Source organism: Mucilaginibacter sp. (genome assembly GCF_025362475.1).
Lineage (GTDB): Bacteria > Bacteroidota > Bacteroidia > Sphingobacteriales > Sphingobacteriaceae > Mucilaginibacter.
Map to the genome: position 1 here is coordinate 32,955 of NZ_JANYGH010000078.1, position 18,950 is coordinate 51,904.

The window sequence follows — 18,950 nt, forward strand, 5'->3', positions numbered from 1 at the left end:
TTATAAAGCTGCCTGTAGGTTGCTTAAAACTAAAATAAGAGCAATTATTATGGCGGTTTCGTTTTTAAAGCACAGGTGGCAAAAAATTGTATTGATCAGTTTGGCGGCGGTGGGTTTATTGGTGCTTGTTGTAGCATTATTCCTCAATAGTTTTTTAACCAGCAAGCTTACCGCAAAATTAAAGGATGCGGTTTTAAAAGGCTCCGATAGTTTATACCATGTAGATTTTAGTAAAGCCGAGCTGCATATTTTTGCGGGGAAGGCCACTTTGTATGATATTACCTTCGGTCCGGATACTGCTGTTTACCGTAAGATGCAGGAAAGTGGCGATGCCCCCAATCATCTTTATGAACTGCACGTAAAGCGACTGGAAATTTCGGAAGCGCACCCGCTGCAAACCTGGTTTAAAAAGAAAATGGATATTGGCCGGATTACGCTGAATAGCCCGGAAATATATATCAGTAAAAACACAGATAAGCCGCACAAAAAGGAGCAGAAGGATAAACGAACCCTCTACCAGAAAATTTCCAACAGTTTTAAAATGATCCATGTAGGTCAGATTAACCTGGATGCTATCACCTTTACTTACAGAGATAAGAGTGTCCCCAAGCCTTCGGTTTCTGTACTGAAGGAGATGAACCTGCAAGCTACCGACCTGCTGATAGATTCGACAACGCAAACAGATACCTCCAGAACATTATATTGCAGGGACATCGTTACAGAGCTGAAGCATTATACCCAAACTTCTGCCGGGGGCCTGTATAAATATAAAGTGGGATCGGTAAAACTATCCACCCGCGAAGCCCGGTTGGATATTGCAGGGATAGACATACAGCCACTAAGCGTAAAGGCATTTTTTGCCAAAAGCAAAAGCGACCGCTTTACCCTGCACCTTGATAAGGTTACCTTTCATCATTTTGATTACCGCAGCTATCGTAGAGCGCAGGATCTCCTGGTATCAAAAATTACTGTTGATAAAGGAAGTTTCGAAGTTTTTGCCAACCCCAATGGCCGGCTTCAAACTACCGATAGACTGGTAACGTTCCCCAACTGGGCTATCCGCCAGGTAAAAGCGGGGCTCAATGTGGATACGCTCGACATAAAAAAGATCGACGTTACCTACAGCGAGTATAACAAAAGCTCCGGGAAAGCCGGGGCGGTAAAGTTTGATAATACTACGGGTAGGTTTCTCAACCTCACTAATAAAAAAACTATCCTCAGTCAGCATCCTGTTTGTACGGCTAACCTCAATACTTATTTTATGGGCAAAGGCAAGCTCGACCTGGCCTTTGGTTTTAATTTAAGCGATGCTGCTTATAGCTACAGTTATAAAGGGCACCTGGGCTCTATGGATATGTTGGCTGCTAATCCGGCGGTTATGCCCCTGGGCCTGGTAAAAATAACATCGGGAAGGGTAAATAGTCTCGACTTTAATGTTCACGGCGACAAAAAAAACGCTGCCGGTAAGGTCACGTTCCTCTACAATAACCTAAAGGTGGATTTACTAAAACGCGATGAGGAAAGAGGTTACGCGAAAAAGTCGCTCCTGTCTCTGCTGGCCAATGCCGTAATACTTAAACAAGATAACCCCGATGAGGGAAAGCCTGTACCACGGTCGGCCAACGTGGTTTTTATCCGCCCGGCAAATTTTCCTTTCTTTAAAACAATATGGCTTACGTTGCTCGATGGACTCAAGTCATGCGTCGGGGTCGGCAAATCGCAGGAAAAAGAAGCCGGTAAGCCAGTTACTAAAAAGGAAAAAAAGGAGCGGGAGAAGGCTTTAAAAAAAGCAAGGGAGAAGAAAGAAAAAGAGGAAAAAAAATTCAGGGAGCAGCTTGAAAAAAAGAAGAATTAGAAAATTATACCCAGCGGATATAGCATATTGGATCTATATCCGGGAGATGCAAAATATGCGTTTTTACACCTACACGTATTGAAACTTGATCCTGTCATTAGGGAACTCATTGCTGTGCTGTATTTTCAATTGCTTTAGTTTATCATCAAAATATTTATAGATCTTTTTCGAGTTTTTTTCGGCTTTCTGTTGATTCTCAAACTCTTTTTCCAGGTACCTGGAAAGGGCAAACAGGGTTCTTGGAAATTCATAAATGGTTATGGTGCCATCGTCTTCCTTTTTTGCCCGTACCCAGTAAGGGTCATTTTTGGTCGATTCGCGAATATACACTACATCACTTTGGGCTTCTACCATATTGCAATATTTAACCAAAGCGTTTAGGGTGCCCGGTATGCCTACCTTAACGTTAACCTTGCCGGGAGGGTAAGCTACAAGATTAGTATCCGGGAAAGAAAAACTGATATCGGCCTTGCCTTTTAAAAGTTTAGCCAGCCTGCCGGTAAAATTCATAAAATAACCCATCGCCAGTATTTCGGCCAGCGACCTTCTGTAATTACGCTTGTTTTCGGCATGGAAAATTATTGCCAGTATTACAGATACTACAAATCCTGACCCAAAAGCCATCCATTTATTGGGGAACGTAATAATGCCATCAAGGAAGCCGCCATAGGTACCAATAGTTGGTATAATGGAAAATATAAAATCCTTAAACGGGAAAAATCTGAAAGTAAAGGTCATGACTATCAGGTTATTAGTTAATAGTAATAATAATGATTAATTAAGTGGTATGCAAAAAATGTTGGAATTTGATTGAATTGCCACATACAATTTGTTGAGAAACACCTCATTCACGGCAGCGATGCGGAGCGTAAGGATAATAGCGTACTGGATGCCTGGTTATTAACCTTTTAAAAAAGAAAAGCCCTTCTTTTTTAGAGAAGGGCTTTGGAGCGAAAGACGAGATTCGAACTCGCGACCCCGACCTTGGCAAGGTCGTGCTCTACCAACTGAGCTACTTTCGCGTTGGTGTTTCCTGTTTCGAGTTGCGTTGCGGTTAACCGTGTGCCTATCTCGTTTTCGGGAGCGCAAATATAAAAAGAATTGAATACTCTGCAAGTTAAAAATACACTAACCATCTGCTTAATTTAAATTATAGGCCGGCAAGCGAATAATAAGGCTCTTATTTAAGCATTGCCTTGGCTCAATTTGCGGCATGCCGGATGAAATTATTGGGAAGATATTTAAATGACAAATAAATTATATAAAGTCTATGTGTTTAGTAGAATATATTATATATTTGCTGACGAAATAAGTTCTTTAATTTTAATTATCAAGAAAGACTGAGGGAAAGGCCCTATGATGTCTTAGCAACCTGTAAGCCCATTGTTATAAAGGTGCTAATTCCTGTCCGCTATAAAAGGTGGAGAAGATAATATTCGCAAAATTATTGCACAGCCCATGGCTGATCATTATCTCCCTTTCTCTCTGAAATCCTGTTTAATTAAAATACTTAAAAATTTATGCCTGCTAAAAGCAGCATTAAAATTTACAACTATGAATATTAAACATTTACTCATTACCTGTACATTTCTGATAAGCACCATGTTCGCCGGCGCGCAAACTGCAAAACCAACTGATCCTGCATCTATTGATCGTGGCTATATTGTAAAAGTTGGCGACCAGGCACCTGCAGATTTTGAACTGCAACTTGCCGATGGTACCAAAACCTCCTTAAAAGAGCTGCGCGGCAAAGTTGTTATTCTGCAATTTACAGCCAGCTGGTGCAGTGTATGCCGCGAAGAAATGCCCCACCTTGAAAAGGACGTATGGCAGGCTTATAAAGGCAAAGGCCTGATTCTGATAGGTGTAGATCGCGATGAGCCCCTTGAAAAGGTAAAGAGATTTCACCAGGAAATGAATATCAGCTACCCGCTGGCGCTTGATCCCGGAGCCGATATTTTTGGCCGGTTCGCCAACAAAAAAAGCGGCGTAACGCGTAATGTTATTATTGATAAGGATGGTAAAATAGTTTACCTCACCCGTTTATATGATACCCAGGAATTTGCATCGATGCTAAAAGCTGTAGATGCGCTGGTTAATAATAAAACTGCATCTGTTAATTAAAAATACCGGGCAATTACGGAGTAAGTTGCTTGCAATTATTTATTCCGGTTGCTTTTTCTATAAGTCAATATCTTAATGTTATGAAAACAACAGCTACCTTTTTTCACGCCAACTATTCTTCTGATGCTACGCTGTTTACCTGCAATTCTTTCCATGGCTGTATGCAAAGCATGCGTTGTTGATGCTAACCCAACCGCAATGGTTATTTAATGAGTGTACTTGCTGCAGCTTGTTATCTTTTAAATAACCACAAAGCAAAAATTAATTCTTTACAGGTTCTATAAAGCATATCAGCGGGTATTTCATGCCAAAAAAGCTGTTAGCCAATGCTTTCATTCAGCTGTATTGATATTCAAAAACTATTCACAATCTATTTATCATGTTTAAAAATTACAAACTGTTACTGGTAATCCTGTTGCCATTTTTTCTCATCCAAACAGTTGCGGCGCAATCTGTTAAAATAAGCGGAGTGGTAACCGCAAAATCCGATGGCCTGCCATTGCCCGGTGTTAATATCTCTGTAAAAGGAACTTCCAATGGTGCGCAAACCAATGCAGATGGAAAATTCTCCCTCAGCGCCAATGTTAACGATATATTAAAGGTTACTTATATAGGTTTCGCAGCGCAGGAGATCACCGTAAAGCAAGCTGAAAACAATTTACAGATCATATTACAGGAGGCTGCCAATTCCCTTAACGAAGTGGTAATCACGGCCCTCAATATATCTAAGGATAAAAAATCATTGGGCTATGCTGTTCAGGGGTTAAAGTCGAAGGATATCTCCGAGGCTAAAGAAACCAACCTGGTGAATGCGCTGGCCGGTAAAATTGCCGGGGTGCAGGTAACCAACAGCCAGGGTGATATGGGTTCGTCCCGGATCATTATTCGCGGCGAAACCTCTATCGCGGGTAACAACCAACCGCTGTTTGTGGTGGATGGTGTTATAGTTGATAACTCCCAGTTTTTGGGTACAAACGGATCAAGGGATTTTGCCAATGCCATCGCCGATCTAAACTCCGAAGATATTGAATCTGTTAGTGTACTTAAAGGCCCTAATGCGGCGGCTCTTTACGGTTATCGTGCGGCGGCCGGTGTTATCCTCATTAAAACTAAAACAGGTAAAGGCGCAAAGGGCTTGGGTATCAACATTAATTCAAATACCAGCTTCTCAAACGTACAGCTTTTGCCAAATTATCAAAATCAGTATGGCCAGGGTTCAAACGGTAAATTTAGCTATGTTGATGGTAAAGGCGCCGGCGTTAATGATGGTGTTGACGAAAGCTGGGGGCCGGCTTTAGATGGTTCGTTGATTCCGCAGTTTAATTCAAACGGCGTTGCCGTGCCTTTTATAGCGCACCCGGATAACGTTAAAAATTTCTTTAAAACAGGAGTAACCCTTAACAATGGTATAGCATTATCAGGCGGTAGCGATAAAGCGGATTATCGCTTATCCTACAACAACCTGCACCAAACAGGTATTATCCCGAATACATCACAAGGAAGAAATTCATTTTTACTGAACTCTACCTTCAGGCTTAGCCCTAAATTAACGGTAACCACTATTGCCAATTATATTAAAGACGATGCCGATAACCTGCCGGGAGCAGGCGGCAAGCGTGCTACCAGTACCATGCTGCAATTTACCTGGTTTGGCCGCCAGGTTGATATAAGCCAGTTAAAAAACTATAAAGACGCCAATGGCAATACCTTTAACTGGAACAACAGTTACTACAGTAACCCGTACTGGCTGGCTTATGAAAATACGGTTGGGCAACATAAAAACCGTATTATAGGTAGTGTGGAATTGAACTACAAGATCATCGAAGGATTATCTGCCAATTTCCGTACAGGTACCGATTATTATAACGACAGGCGCAAGATCAAGGTAGCTTATGGCACCAATGGCACACCATTTGGCTCGTATGAGGAAGATGCCTATAGCGTGAACGAAAACAATACCGAGGGCCGTTTGCAATACACCAAAAAGCTCAATAATGATTTCTCTTTAGATGTTTTGGGTGGTGGTAACATCAGCACTATAGTAAACGAGCAAAACGACCAGGTGGCGCCAAAGCTGGCTGTTGCAGGTTTATATACGCTAAGCAACTCACGCGATCCGCTGGTGTCTTCCAATTTGTACGGCAAGCTTAAAACCTATAGCTATTTTGCATCAGCTCAAATAGGGTTCAGAAACTACGCTTTTATTAACCTTACCGGCCGTAACGACTGGTCGTCGACCCTGCCTGCTGCTAACCTATCTTATTTTTATCCATCAGTGAATGGTAGTTTGATATTATCAGAGGCGTTGGATATTAAAAGCGATGTGTTAACCTATGCAAAACTAAGAGGAGGATGGTCAAAAGTGGGTAAGGCTACAACACCATATCAACTCATCAATACATATGATTTTACCGCTCCTTTAGGTACAAACCCGCAGCAAAACGCAAACAGCGTTGATTTAAACCCGAATCTTAAACCGGAAACAACCACATCTGCCGAAGCTGGATTTGAGCTTGGTTTTTTCCAGGACAGGGTTCATTTTGATGTGAGCGTGTATAACACCAATAGCGTAAACCAAATATTAAAAGTCGACGTGAGCCCATCTACAGGGTATAGCCAGAAGCTGATCAATGGTGGTAAAATCAATAATAAAGGTTTAGAAGTTCAGTTGGGCATAACTCCTATAAAATCGAAAGAATTTACCTGGGATATCAATACTAATTATTCCCTTAACCGCAGCAAAGTGGTTTCGCTTGATGCGGAAGGCCGCCTGCAGAGCTATATACTGGGTACAGACCGTACCGTACAGGTGTTGGCCGCTATTGGACAACCTTACGGCACCTTGTTTGGCAACGCTTATTTGCGCAATGCATCGGGGCAAATAATTGTTGGTGCAGATGGTACGCCAACCATCAATCCTACCAAACAATACCTGGGCAAGTTTACCCCAAAATGGCTGGGTAGCATCAATAACAGTTTCACCTACAAAGGAATAAACTTAAGCTTTTTGGTTGATGCCCGCATTGGAGGTTCTATTTATTCAAATACAAACCGTACCGGTACTTATACCGGAGTACTGGCCTCAACATTGCCGGGCCGCGGAGCGGCAAACGGCGGCTTAAGCTATTATTATCCGGGTAATAATACCAAGCTTGCAGCTGTACAGGTGAGCGGTACTGCGCCGGCGGGAGCAACGGTTTATCAGGATGGTGTTATTTTTAAAGGTGTAAAGGCCGATGGTACGCCAAATACAACAATACTGCCTGCGCAATCATACTACAAAGGTTTTACCAATGTTGATGAGGCTTTTGTTTATGATGCTTCATATATTAAACTGCGCGAGGTTAAGCTGGGCTATACATTCCCTTCAAGGTGGGTAAAAAGCGTAGGCCTGCAGGCTGCAACGCTATCAATTGTGGGACGTAACCTTTGGATAATACATAAAAATGTGCCAAATGTAGATCCCGAAACAGCCTTCAATAATGGCAACGGACAAGGGTTGGAAGATCTTACCCTGCCGACCGTTCGTAACATTGGTTTTAACATCAACCTTAAATTCTAAAAATCATGAAACTTAAATATACATCGTTGCTATTATCAGGTGCGTTTTTGCTATCTGTAACATCGTGCAAAAAAACCTTGGTTGATATTAACCAGAATCCAAATGCTGCCCAGGTTGCACAACCAGACTACCTGCTTACCGCAGCTACCAAAACTACTGCCGATACCTACTGGGGAACAGCCAATAATATGGATGCCAGCCTGCTTTTTGTGCAATACTGGTCTAAAATTCAATATACCGACCCAGACAGGTATATATATACCAACAGTGCCTTCCAGGAACTTTGGACAGTAGGTTATTCCAAAAGCATTGTAAACCTTAACCAGATCATTAAGCTGGGCGATGCACAGGCTAATACTAATTATAAGGGGGTAGCACTGGTGCTGCGTTCATGGGTGTTTAGTTTGTTAACAGATGCCTATGGCAATGTTCCTTACAAGCAGTCTGCCAATATCGACCAATACTTAACCCCGGCTTATGACACGCAAAAGGATGTGTATTATGCCTTACTGGATGATTTGAAAGCAGCTCAGACCGCGCTTGACCCGGCAGGCAAAGCTATTTTAGGCGATGTGATCTATGGTAATGATATTGCCAAATGGAAAAAGTTTGCCAATTCACTACGTTTGCGTATTGCGCTGCGCATTGCAGATCGGGATGCTGCGAAGGCCAAACAGGTATTGGATGATATTAAGGCTGAGGGCGGGGCATATATCAGTTCGAACTCAGATATAGCCCAGTTTGTTTATTACAACTCGCCTAATCAAAACCCGATAAGCAACCTGTTTGATACCAGGGACGATTACCGTATCAGTAAAACTATTGTTGATAAGCTATTTGCGCTGAACGATCCGCGCCTGCCTGTCTACGCCAGTAAAACCAAAGATGCTACACCGCAAACCTATGTTGGCTTACCAAATGGTTTGTTGGTTGGCGATGCCAGCAGCATTGGCTTTACCAAAACATCAAAACCAGGCACTTATTTTTTAGCGCCAAACGCGCCGGCTGTGATCATCAGCTATGCCGAGGTTTTGTTTGACCGGGCCGAAGCTGCCGCACGTGGTTTCACTACCGAAAATGCTGCTGATTTATATAAGCAAGCTATACTGGCATCATTAGCTCAATATAGCATTACCGGTGGCATAGCAAGCAGCTATGCAGATCAACCTGCTGTTCAATATGATGCAAGCAACTACAAAAAATCAATTGGCGAGCAAAAATGGATAGCGCTGTTTGGGCAGGGCCTGGAAGCTTTTGCCGAATGGCGCAGGCTTGATTATCCGCAGCTGCAACCCGCAGTTGCCGGTACCCTGAATGGTAAAATACCGGTAAGGTTTATTTATCCCGGTACCGAGCAGTCACTTAATGGGGCAAGCTATAAAGCGGCCGTGGCCAACCAGGGCTCGGATGTGCTGACTACCAAATTATGGTTTGACGTGAATTAATCTTTTGTAAGCGGTCATACTTATTTTAAGTATGGCCGCTTATTGTTAAAAGGCGGAGTGGCCGAGTGGTTTAGGCGAGGGTCTGCAAAACCTTTTACGGTGGTTCGAATCCACCCTCACGCCTCATTGTTAAAATACTAAAAATATAACATTTGAAAAAGCTGGCTGTACTGTTATTAACCATAACATTTTATTTTACCGGTGACGGGTTGCAGGAAACGATGGCACAGGCTATAACCCATGGCCCGCGTGTGCTGGTGGTAATGGCTCATCCTGATGATGAAAGTACATTTTCTGTTACGCTATATAAGATTGCTAAGGAACAGCATGGCATTGTTGATCTGTTTGTGATCACCAACGGCGAGGCCGGGTACAAATATTCGACACTGGCCGAAAACTACTATGGCCTTGAACTTACAGACGAAAAAACAGCAAGGACAAATTTACCCGCTATCCGCAAAAAGGAATTGGTTAACGCAGGCCATATTTTAAGTGTGAATGGATATTATTTTATGGATCAGAAAGACGCTCGCTACACGTTAAATGAAAAGGAGCCGCTGGATACAAGTTGGAATGTTCCCGTGATAAAAAAGCGACTGAACCAAATTCTGACAAGTAACCATTATGATTTTGTGTTTACGTTATTGCCAGAAAACACGACTCATGGGCAGCACAAGGCGGCAACACTTTTAGCTTTGAATGCCATAGCTGCTTTACCTGTTGATAACAGGCCCATTATTTTAGGGGCCGTTACCCTGAACAAAACAGATTCAGTCACCCGGTTCTCTAAATATGCCCAATACCCGTTAACCCGTACTTTAACCGATACAGCCCTGTTCAGAATTGACCGTAGTGCTTCATTCAGCTATAAAAACAGGGTAAACTATAAAGTTATAGCCAACTGGGAAATAGCCGAACATAAATCACAAGGCCTTACCCAGATGACCATGAATGATGGCGACCTGGAGGGGTTTTGGTATTTCTCCATTAACGGAACACCTGGAATTAACACCTGCAAAGCACTATTTAACAGGCTTAGTTATACACCCTATGCACCCAAAACTTACCTGGATGCGCAGCCTGTATATTCTAAATCAAAATAAATTAACTATCGGGACTACATCTTCATGCCCTTATCTGTATCTCCATTTTTAAAAATGGCTTCACTGTTTAGTAAATACACACCGTTGGTAACTATCACGTCACCGGCATTTAACCCGGCAATAACAGGGACGTAAGTTTGGTTTCCCGGGCCCGGTTTGATACTTCTCGGCGAAAAACTTCCATCTTTATCTTTAACCCAAACCTTGCTGCCCCGGCCATCAGTTAAAATGGCGGATGTGGGTACAGCCAACGCGCGTTTGCTGCCATTGGTAACAGATATATAGGCCAGCATCCCCGGCCTGATAAGCCCCTGCGTATTGGCAACACTAATCCTTACCAAATCAACTTTAGAGGCATCTGATAATTCAGGATTGATAAACTCAACTTTGCCGTTAATCACCTGTCCGCCCAGGTCGGGGAATGATACCTTAACCCGGTCGGCCACTTTGTAGTTTCCGGCTTCGCCGGCATATAGCTGCGCTTCGATCCATAAACTGTTTAAGGCTTGTGTTTTTAAAATCGTCATTCCTTCCGTTACATAGTCGCCCTCGTGAACCGCTATATCACTAACTGTGCCTTCAACTTTGCTTAGTATAGTTGTTGTAGCCGATGCTTTTCCGGTGGCTGCCAGGCTCCTGATCTGTGCTGGTGATAACCCCCATAGCTGCAGTTTGCTTTCGGCGGCGGCAATCAGTTGCTTATAATCAACATCGGGGTTATGCAAAACCTTTTGCTGTTGCCGGGCCAGCAGGTATTCCTTTTCTGCTTCCTGCAAATCTTCGCTGTAAATAGAATATACAGGCTGACCGATGACTATTTTTTCGCCAACGGTTCTGATATATAATTGTTGTATTCGGCCTGCTATTCTTGCACTCAGTTCTTCGGCTTTATTTTCATCCGTAGTTACGGTTCCGGTGATTGTTTTTTCAGTGCCGGTATTTTCCTCCCGTACGGTATCTGTTACAATCCCGGCCAGCTGAATTTGCGTTGCAGTCAGTGTTATTTTATCGGGGGCAGTGCCGCCAGTACCGGTAAACTCTACTTTGATGAGTTTCATGCCACAAATAGGGCAATTACCCGGATGCTCTTCATGTACCTGCGGATGCATAGAGCAGGTATAATAAGCTTTGTTTGATGCTTTAGCTATTGGCTGTTTGGGCTTTTGCTGGCATGCGGTAAACAGCGCAGCAATCAGCATTACAAAGAATAGGATCCCGGCTGATTTTAACGCAGCAGGGTGTTTTTTTATATTATTCATTGCCTTGTGTTTTGATAAAGCTTTCGCTATCTGTTAAATATTGGGCATTTGATGCCAGGCTGTCTGTTAAGGATAAGCCTTTTATAATTTGTATATCATTGTTGTTTGTGGCACCCGTAAAAACCTGGTGAGCATGGTAGGAAGCACCTTTTTTTAGCCAGACAACTTTTGTGAATCCTAAATCAACCAATGCCGATTTTGGTATCCATAATCCGCTGGCTGTGCCGGTTTGTATGGTGGCTTTAACCACGTTATTTACTTTTAATGCATGGTCCATGTTGTTTATGTACACACGGATGCTGGTGCTTTTATCGGCTTCGCGTAAAACGGGTTCAATAAAATTGACCTTCCCATTTATTGTTTTGCCCGGTAAATCCGGTAAATTAATTTTTACCTGTTGGTTTAACTTTAAGCCAGAAACGGTCGAGGGGGCAATCTTAATAATTGCCCATAGTTGGTGAGGATTAACCACATTAAATAACGTTTGCCCTTTTTGAACATACATGCCTTCCCTGATAGATAGCGGAACATTAGCCGCAAAGCTTTGTGATGACTGTTCGGTTATGGCACCGCCCATTTGGCTGTGCTGCACATCATGCACATGACCTTCATAAGCGCTATAGACGGGCAAGCTGTAAAATGATTTACCTGTTTTGATAACCTGGTTTATTTGCGCTGATGTTAAACCAAGTAACGATAATTTTTGCCGGGCGGCATTAATCAGCCCCGTTTCCTGCGGCGAATTTTTGGATAGATAGATGAGATCCTGCTGGGCGGTCACTATATCCGGACTGTAAATATCAAAAATGCGCTGGCTGGCATGTATCTCCTGGAAAGCATATTTGATGTATAGTTTTTCTATCCGCCCAGAAAATCGTGCTGAAATATTATTGAATGTGCGGCTGTCAAAATCCAGGTATCCATCGCCATGTATTTCTGTAGCTGTTTCAATTTTCTTTGGTGTAATTGCCTCCACCGATGAAATAACATTACTATTAACCGGCTGCAAAACCGTGTTAAGGCTAATGCCCGCACCCTCACTGGCCTGTCCGGATTTTTTTACCAGTGCCATGCCACAAATTGGGCAGCTACCGGGATGATCTTCCATGATCTGCGGGTGCATAGGGCAGGTATATTTTACAACACTTTGGGCCTGTGCTATAACCGGTGGCTTTTTTTTATCGGAGCAAGCACTAAGCAACAGGGTGCTTAACAGCAGGCTTGTCCATATTATCTTAATACTTTTCATATTCCCTTTCATAAGCTACCTGTAATTGTAATACTTCCTGTAAGCGGTCTAATGCCTCCATCCTGGCCGTTTGTAAACCTTTAATGCTATCCAATACCGTGGGCAGGTCGCCGGTATTTTGTTCATAAGCCAGTAAGGATGTTTTATAGGTGTTTTGTAAAGCAGGGATGATGTTTTGCTGATAATTTTTTAACTGCCTTTTTTTACTGCCCATATCCGTTTTTAAACCGGTAAGCTGCCCTTCGGCCTGGTTGAGTATAGCTGATTTTTTTCGTTGCAATTCCTCCACTTCGTAACGGATCCCTTTTAAGTTGGCCTTGTATTCTTTTGAAGCCCAGGGAACAATGGGTATGGTAACGGAGCCCATTAAAATATATTGATTGGCATACCCACCATAGCTCAGCATGTGCGCGGCCTGGATCCCAAAATCGGGTTTGCGTTTGCTGTATTCCATTTTGGCATTTAATTGCTGTAATTCAATATTCTGGCTTATTCCTTTAATATCGCTGCGGTTTGTTGCCAGGGCCGCGGTATCGGTAATGGCCGATTCATAGTCTTTCCAAACGGTATTTGTATCCACCGTAAATACAGTTTGCTGATCCCTGTTCATGAGGGTATTCAGCAAAATTTTTCTTTGGCTTACCTCGTTGTTCAATTGTTCGCGGGTATTGTTTAGCGCATACAATTCTGCTTTGGCCTTGTAAATATTGCTCAGCTTTTCTTTACCATAAGTAAGGCGGATGTTGGCATCCTTAAGCATATACTCCAACAGGCTTTGTGTATTCTGTAATAAAGCAAGCTTCTTTTCCAGCACCACCCGTTCATAGTAATATTGTTTTGCCTGGGCAACGAGCTGATTTTTCAGGTAGTTCTTGTCTTCCGCTGTTACTTTCGACATTCCTTTCATGTAGGCCTCCTTAGCGCGCAGTTTGGCCGGGTTAGTGAAAGTTTGTTCTGCCTGGATCATAAAGGAACCCACATTGGGATTAACCTGGTAAGGCGTTTGATACTGGCCTGCACTTATCTTTGGCGCATCAAGGCTTTTTGCACCTGTTGCATAAGCATCCTGCGAGCTGATCCTGGCATCATAGGCCTGCAGGGCCGGGTTAGCAGTAATTAGTGCTATAACACTATCTAACGGTAATCGTTGTGCTTTTGCTGTTATCCCGGTAAGGCAGATCAGCAGGGTACATATAATTTGATATTTCGTTTTCATGATATTATTCCTTTACCTCCAATACTTCCAGTTTGCCATGTTTTTTTAGTTCGTATTCCTTTACCATTAAAAATATAAGCGGGGTAACCAGTAAAATATGTGTGGAAGAAGTTAATACACCGCCAATCATTGGCAGTACAATAGGCAGCATCACATCGCTGCCGGTGCCGGTTGCCCACAGCACAGGTACCAAACCAAACAGGGCTACACAAACGGTCATGAGCTTGGGCCTTAACCGTTTTACCGCGCCATTCATTACATAAACACGCAGGTCTTCACGGGTGATGGTTTCGCTGGAATTTCCCTTTAAAGCAACCAGCTGCTGCATGGCATCATTGAGATAAATAACCATGACGATACCCGTTTCCACAGCGATACCGAACAGGGCAATAAAACCAACCGCTACGGCGACTGATAAATGCACCCCAAAGAAATAAACCATATAGGCGCCGCCAATGAGCGCGAACGGAATACTGATGAGGCTAAAAAATGCTTCCCGGATAGAGTGAAATGCAAAGTACAGGCAGGCAAATATGATGACAAGCACTATAGGTAAAATCAGCTTGAGGGTATGCTCCGCGCGGATCAGATTTTCGTACTGGCCGCTCCATTCAATAAAATAACCTTTTGGCAGCGATTTAACCATCGTGTTTAACCTGTTTTGGGCCTCCTGCACGGTACTGCCCAAATCCCGTTCACGAACATTGAACAATACTGTGCCGCGCAACAAGGCATTTTCCGACTGAATCATAGCCGGGCCATCACTAATCCTGATATCCGCAACAGATGATAAGGGAACAGGACCGTAGGAGGGTGTTTGAACTAGGGTACGCCTGATCTCATCCAGGTTACTGCGGTAGTCCTGTGCCAGGCGCAGATTTACGCTGAAGCGTCTTCGCCCTTCAATGGTTGGCGTAAGGTTCATACCGCCCAGGGCGCTTTCTACAACCTGGTTCACATCATCTACGCTTAGTCCATAGCGGCCAATGGCATCTTTATTCACCTGTATATCCAGGTATTTGCCGCCGGTAATGGGGTCAACATATAAATCTTTTACGCCGTTAATGCCCTGCAAGGCCTGTTTCATTTGGTTGGATAAGGCATAAATGGTATCCAGGTTTTGTCCATATACTTTCAACCCAACATCGGTACGGATCCCTGTAGAAAGCATATTGATGCGGTTAATGATGGGCTGTGTCCAGCCGTTTACAACGCCGGGGATCTGCAACTTGGCGTTTAGCTCATTAATAATATCTTCCTTTTTAATTCCCTTGCGCCATTCGCTGGCAGGTTTTAGCAGGATAATGGTTTCCACCATACTAATGGGTGAATTATCAGTAGCCGTATTGGCACGCCCGGCTTTGCCCAGTACATTTTTTACTTCGGGGATACTTTTAATGATCCTGTCCTGCACCTGTAAAAGCTGCTTGGCCTCCGAGTTGGAAATATCCGGCAAGGTAACCGGCATAAACAGGATGATACCTTCATCAAGCGGCGGCATAAATTCGCTGCCCAAACTCAATAACAGCGGTATGCTGATGAGTAGCGCTACGATGTTAATACCTATGGTTGTTTTGCGCCAGGTAACGCACCAGTTTAATAGGGGCCTGTAAAGCTTTTCCAACCCGCGGTTCAGCGGGTTACGTTCGTCTGTTTTTAATTTTCCTTTCAGAAAAAAGGAGATCAGCACCGGGGCAAGTGTTACAGCAAGGATAGCATCAATAGCCAGGATAAAAGTCTTTGTCCAGGCCAGCGGGCCAAACAGTTTACCTTCCTGGCCTTCCAGCAAAAATACCGGGAGGAAAGAGGCGACGATGATCAGCGTAGAAAAAAATACGCCACGGCCAACCTGTTTGCAGGATGCTTCTATAATTTTAATTCGTTCTGCTGTGGTCATGATCTTTCTTTTTCTTGTGCAATGGATAAATTCCGGTGCGAGTTTTCAACCATTACAATACCGTTATCTACTATCACTCCAATAGCTAAAGCGATACCCGTTAATGACATGATATTGGAGCTGATGCCAAAAGCGTTAAGCAGGATAAAGCTGGCAGCTATGGTGATGGGAATTTGAATAATGATACTCAGGGCGCTCCGCCAGCTGAACAGGAACACGATAACGATAATTGATACCGTAATCATTTCCTCAATCAGCGTATGTTTTACGGAAGCAATGGCATTCTCAATCAACTCACTTCGGTCATAAGCGATCTTAAATTTTACTCCAGCAGGCAGGCCCCGCTGAATATCGTTCATTTTGGTTTTAACGGCATGGATCACCTTGTCTGCATTTTCGCCGTAGCGCATTACTACTATGCCGCCTACAGCTTCGCCTTGTCCGTTTTGGTCAAATATGCCCAGGCGTTCGTCGCCACCCATTTGCACGGTGGCAACATCTTTTACCTTCACCGATACAGATTTGATGGTTGCAATGGAGATATTTTCAACATCGGGTAAACTCTTAATATAACCCAGGCCACGAACGATGTAGGCGGTGCCGTTCATTTCAAACTTACGGCCCCCAACATCATTGTTATTGCTTTTTACTGCCTTGAGTACCTGCGATAAAGGGATATTGTAATAGTTGAGTTTATGTGGGTCGATATTGATCTGGTATTGCTTTTGAAAACCGCCGAATGAAGCTACTTCACTAACCCCCGATACAGTTTGCAGCCCCAGTTTTATGTACCAGTCTTGCAATGCCCGCTGTTCGCCAAGGTCGATACCTTTGGCATCCAGCGTGTACCACAAAATATGGCCAACTCCGGTTCCATCGGGCCCTAATGTTGGCGTAATACCTTCCGGGAGTAAACGCTGGGCATAGTTCAAGCGCTCCAGTACCCGGCTTCGCGCCCAATACACATCGGCTTTATCTTCAAAAACAATATAAACAAAGCTCATTCCAAACATGGAAGTAGCACGGATAGCCTTTACTTTAGGAATGCCCTGTAAATTGCTCACCAGCGGATAGGTTACCTGGTCTTCCATGATCTGCGGACTGCGGCCCTGCCACTCGGTAAATACGATCACCTGGTTATCTGACAGGTCGGGAATGGCATCAATAGGATTCTCGCTAACAGCATAAGCGCCCCATGCAAAAAGAATGGTCGCGATGAGCAGAACGATATACCTGTTTTTTAAGGACAGGGTAATAAGTTGATTAATCATCTTAATGGTTTTGATAATCCCGGTGTATGAGCACCGGGATTAAATGAATTACATTTTCATTGATGTAGCTTTCTTTTTAGCAGGCTCCTTTTTTACCAGGGTCATACCGCATTTGGGGCATTTTCCAGGTTTATCGCTCAATACTTCGGGGTGCATGGTGCATGTGTATTGTACTTTAACAGGTTTAACCTTTTTGGTTTTGGTAGTGTCGGAAACCGCGGTACTTGAGTGAGATGCAAAAACGCTTGCTGCTGAAAACAAGATTGCAATGGCCATCAGGGTTACTTTTTTCATGAAAATAAAAATTAAAAAAATGGAGAAATGGCATAAGACTATAGCAAGTCCTATACGTTGATTATAAATTAAGATGATTGATTTTAATTTAAAGCGTAGCCGGTTTACAGATAGTAAAGGCTAAATAGAAAAGGTACAGGTCAGATCCTGTAGGTACAGTTGCGGGTATAGATAGGTATATCGGGGCTTGCCGGGGGGGCGTTGCTTTGATAACCAATACCGGCATCGTAATCTTTAATAATGACTGTTGAATTCCAGGTATTGAAAGATGGCAGAATTACCGGTGATAACGTACCCAAAACAAAAGAATCGGCACTTACGTGGGTATCCTTGATCTTAAAGCTTTGTTTTTCGTTTTTGCAGCAGTCATTGTTGTTTTTAGCCGCTTTGCCTGTATTATCGGTTGAGCCATAGATGAAGGTAACCGAAGCCAGTTTCCCGCAGCAATAAAAACGGTTTACCCCAATACCCACACAGGATAAAAGGTAAACGGCTGTTAATATAATGAGTGCGCTGCGTTTCACAATTCGAAGATACTTAATAATTTAAATTTTATACAAATCAAGTTATATAATGCCGGGATTTTACTTTTTGCAGACGGGCGATTAGCAGCTACAATAATGTTGTTAAATCATTGCCGTTGACTAAAGTCAACGGAGTAATAAGTGAAAAACAAGGGGCTTTAGCCAAACTACCGCTTGCATAATTGGGCTGTTTTAAACAGCATCTTAGATATTTACATGTAATGCTTTAATATGTGTATCATTTGAGGTTCGCTCAAACCTCACCTTTGTTATGTCAAAACAAACAAGACAAAAACAAAACAACATAACAAAGGAAATCATGAAAACGCTATCAGAAAAAGTAATCTTAGTAACCGGCGCATCTAAAGGTATAGGAGCAGCAGTAGCCCAACAACTGGCTAATGCCGGTGCCAAAGTAATAATCAACTATGCAAGCGGTAAAGAAGCCGCCGATGAAACTGTTAACCTTATCAAACAAAACGGTGGTGATGCCATAGCATTACAGGCCGATGTAAGTAAATCAGCCGAAGTAGCGGCTATGTTCGATGCAGCCATCGCTCACTATGGTAAAATTGATGTGTTGGTAAACAACGCCGGCATTATGATCACCAAACTGCTAAAAGATACTACCGACGAAGATTTTACCCGCCAGTTTGATATCAATGTACGCGGCACATTCAACACCATGCGGGAAGCCGCCACAAAACTGGCCGATAAGGGCAGTATCATTAACTTTTCTACCTCTGTTAACCGGATCATGTTGCCGACCTACAGCACTTATGTGGCTACCAAAGCAGCGGTTGAGCAATTAACCCGTGTATTTAGCAAAGAAGTTGGCGCAAGGGGTATCAATGTAAACTCCGTTTCTCCTGGTCCTACCAATACCGAATTGTTCACCAAAGGCAAGCCACAGGAAGTGATTGACCGCCTGGCATCACTTTCAGCCTTCAATCGCATCGGCGAGCCTGAAGATATCGCAAGGGTTGTTGTATTCCTGGCCGGCGATGATGCCAAATGGATCAGTGCACAAAATATTGGTGTAAACGGTGGAATGGCTTAAAAGAGAGTCAAGAAATTAGAATCAAGACAGCAAAAGCACGATTAAGGGAGAGTCAAGAAGTTAGAGTCAAGAATTAAGACGGTAAAAACAC

General features: G+C 43.3%; 14 protein-coding genes, 2 tRNA genes and 1 riboswitch. Of the genes, 7 read left to right on the forward strand and 9 right to left on the reverse strand.

Annotation, left to right across the window (positions count from 1 at the left end):
- Window positions 1-49: 49 nt before the first annotated feature.
- Window positions 50-1,855, forward strand: a complete 1,806-nt coding sequence (locus tag Q0R88_RS26325) for a hypothetical protein (protein ID WP_295721656.1) — start codon at window positions 50-52, stop codon at window positions 1,853-1,855.
- 69 nt (window positions 1,856-1,924) lie between these two features.
- Here Q0R88_RS26325 and Q0R88_RS26330 read toward each other — a convergent pair whose 3' ends face one another.
- Together Q0R88_RS26330 and Q0R88_RS26335 are read right to left on the reverse strand one after the other, a co-directional pair.
- Complete coding sequence (locus Q0R88_RS26330) at window positions 1,925-2,593, reverse strand: STING domain-containing protein (protein WP_295721658.1); 669 nt, start codon at window positions 2,591-2,593, stop codon at window positions 1,925-1,927.
- 208 nt (window positions 2,594-2,801) lie between these two features.
- A tRNA-Gly gene (locus Q0R88_RS26335) sits at window positions 2,802-2,877 on the reverse strand.
- A gap of 302 nt (window positions 2,878-3,179) precedes the next feature.
- Window positions 3,180-3,291, forward strand: a riboswitch (SAM riboswitch).
- 118 nt (window positions 3,292-3,409) lie between these two features.
- Here Q0R88_RS26335 and Q0R88_RS26340 point away from each other — a divergent pair.
- From Q0R88_RS26340 to Q0R88_RS26360, 5 genes are all read left to right on the forward strand, one after another.
- Window positions 3,410-3,979: a TlpA disulfide reductase family protein gene (locus Q0R88_RS26340; protein ID WP_295721661.1), complete on the forward strand. Its 570-nt coding sequence runs from the start codon at window positions 3,410-3,412 to the stop codon at window positions 3,977-3,979.
- Between the two features lie 379 nt (window positions 3,980-4,358).
- Window positions 4,359-7,541 (forward strand): SusC/RagA family TonB-linked outer membrane protein, encoded by a 3,183-nt coding sequence (locus Q0R88_RS26345; RefSeq protein WP_295721663.1) that lies wholly within the window; start codon window positions 4,359-4,361, stop codon window positions 7,539-7,541.
- A gap of 5 nt (window positions 7,542-7,546) precedes the next feature.
- On the forward strand, window positions 7,547-8,986 hold the full coding sequence (locus tag Q0R88_RS26350) for a SusD/RagB family nutrient-binding outer membrane lipoprotein (RefSeq protein ID WP_295721665.1): 1,440 nt from the start codon (window positions 7,547-7,549) through the stop codon (window positions 8,984-8,986).
- Window positions 8,987-9,037: 51 nt separating this feature from the next.
- Window positions 9,038-9,110, forward strand: a tRNA-Cys gene (locus Q0R88_RS26355).
- Window positions 9,111-9,138: 28 nt separating this feature from the next.
- The gene (locus Q0R88_RS26360) at window positions 9,139-10,089 is read left to right on the forward strand and encodes a PIG-L family deacetylase (RefSeq protein ID WP_295721667.1); all 951 of its coding nucleotides are present in this window, start codon (window positions 9,139-9,141) and stop codon (window positions 10,087-10,089) included.
- Window positions 10,090-10,103: 14 nt separating this feature from the next.
- Here the strand turns inward: Q0R88_RS26360 and Q0R88_RS26365 are convergent, their stop codons facing one another.
- The 7 genes from Q0R88_RS26365 to Q0R88_RS26395 all read right to left on the reverse strand — a co-directional run bounded on the left by Q0R88_RS26365 (window position 10,104) and on the right by Q0R88_RS26395 (window position 17,799).
- Complete coding sequence (locus Q0R88_RS26365) at window positions 10,104-11,348, reverse strand: efflux RND transporter periplasmic adaptor subunit (protein ID WP_295721669.1); 1,245 nt, start codon at window positions 11,346-11,348, stop codon at window positions 10,104-10,106.
- Window positions 11,341-12,609 (reverse strand): HlyD family efflux transporter periplasmic adaptor subunit, encoded by a 1,269-nt coding sequence (locus tag Q0R88_RS26370; protein ID WP_295721671.1) that lies wholly within the window; start codon window positions 12,607-12,609, stop codon window positions 11,341-11,343. The genes Q0R88_RS26365 and Q0R88_RS26370 overlap by 8 nt, the downstream gene beginning before the upstream one ends.
- Window positions 12,584-13,813 carry a TolC family protein gene (locus Q0R88_RS26375; protein ID WP_295721673.1) on the reverse strand — a complete coding sequence of 410 codons (1,230 nt, stop codon included), beginning with the start codon at window positions 13,811-13,813 and terminating at the stop codon, window positions 12,584-12,586. Before Q0R88_RS26375 ends, Q0R88_RS26370 begins: the two co-directional genes overlap by 26 nt.
- Before the next feature lie 4 nt (window positions 13,814-13,817).
- The gene (locus Q0R88_RS26380) at window positions 13,818-15,710 is read right to left on the reverse strand and encodes an efflux RND transporter permease subunit (protein WP_295721674.1); all 1,893 of its coding nucleotides are present in this window, start codon (window positions 15,708-15,710) and stop codon (window positions 13,818-13,820) included.
- Window positions 15,707-16,981, reverse strand: a complete 1,275-nt coding sequence (locus Q0R88_RS26385) for an efflux RND transporter permease subunit (RefSeq protein ID WP_295721676.1) — start codon at window positions 16,979-16,981, stop codon at window positions 15,707-15,709. Before Q0R88_RS26385 ends, Q0R88_RS26380 begins: the two co-directional genes overlap by 4 nt.
- Before the next feature lie 48 nt (window positions 16,982-17,029).
- Window positions 17,030-17,275 carry a heavy metal-binding domain-containing protein gene (locus Q0R88_RS26390; RefSeq protein WP_295721678.1) on the reverse strand — a complete coding sequence of 82 codons (246 nt, stop codon included), beginning with the start codon at window positions 17,273-17,275 and terminating at the stop codon, window positions 17,030-17,032.
- 140 nt (window positions 17,276-17,415) lie between these two features.
- Window positions 17,416-17,799 (reverse strand): hypothetical protein, encoded by a 384-nt coding sequence (locus Q0R88_RS26395; RefSeq protein ID WP_295721680.1) that lies wholly within the window; start codon window positions 17,797-17,799, stop codon window positions 17,416-17,418.
- Window positions 17,800-18,118: 319 nt separating this feature from the next.
- Here Q0R88_RS26395 and Q0R88_RS26400 point away from each other — a divergent pair, with 319 nt between their 5' ends.
- The gene (locus Q0R88_RS26400) at window positions 18,119-18,859 is read left to right on the forward strand and encodes an SDR family oxidoreductase (protein ID WP_295721682.1); all 741 of its coding nucleotides are present in this window, start codon (window positions 18,119-18,121) and stop codon (window positions 18,857-18,859) included.
- The last annotated feature ends 91 nt before the right edge of the window (window positions 18,860-18,950 follow it).

Bases quoted from the DNA above. Each gene is read 5' to 3' on its own strand.
- Q0R88_RS26325 (WP_295721656.1), top strand. From the start codon at position 50: ATGGCGGTTTCGTTTTTAAAGCACAGGTGGCAAAAAATTGTATTGATC.
- Q0R88_RS26330 (WP_295721658.1), bottom strand. From the start codon at position 2,593: ATGACCTTTACTTTCAGATTTTTCCCGTTTAAGGATTTTATATTTTCC.
- Q0R88_RS26340 (WP_295721661.1), top strand. From the start codon at position 3,410: ATGAATATTAAACATTTACTCATTACCTGTACATTTCTGATAAGCACC.
- Q0R88_RS26345 (WP_295721663.1), top strand. From the start codon at position 4,359: ATGTTTAAAAATTACAAACTGTTACTGGTAATCCTGTTGCCATTTTTT.
- Q0R88_RS26350 (WP_295721665.1), top strand. From the start codon at position 7,547: ATGAAACTTAAATATACATCGTTGCTATTATCAGGTGCGTTTTTGCTA.
- Q0R88_RS26365 (WP_295721669.1), bottom strand. From the start codon at position 11,348: ATGAATAATATAAAAAAACACCCTGCTGCGTTAAAATCAGCCGGGATC.
- Q0R88_RS26370 (WP_295721671.1), bottom strand. From the start codon at position 12,609: ATGAAAGGGAATATGAAAAGTATTAAGATAATATGGACAAGCCTGCTG.
- Q0R88_RS26375 (WP_295721673.1), bottom strand. From the start codon at position 13,813: ATGAAAACGAAATATCAAATTATATGTACCCTGCTGATCTGCCTTACC.
- Q0R88_RS26380 (WP_295721674.1), bottom strand. From the start codon at position 15,710: ATGACCACAGCAGAACGAATTAAAATTATAGAAGCATCCTGCAAACAG.
- Q0R88_RS26385 (WP_295721676.1), bottom strand. From the start codon at position 16,981: ATGATTAATCAACTTATTACCCTGTCCTTAAAAAACAGGTATATCGTT.
- Q0R88_RS26390 (WP_295721678.1), bottom strand. From the start codon at position 17,275: ATGAAAAAAGTAACCCTGATGGCCATTGCAATCTTGTTTTCAGCAGCA.
- Q0R88_RS26400 (WP_295721682.1), top strand. From the start codon at position 18,119: ATGAAAACGCTATCAGAAAAAGTAATCTTAGTAACCGGCGCATCTAAA.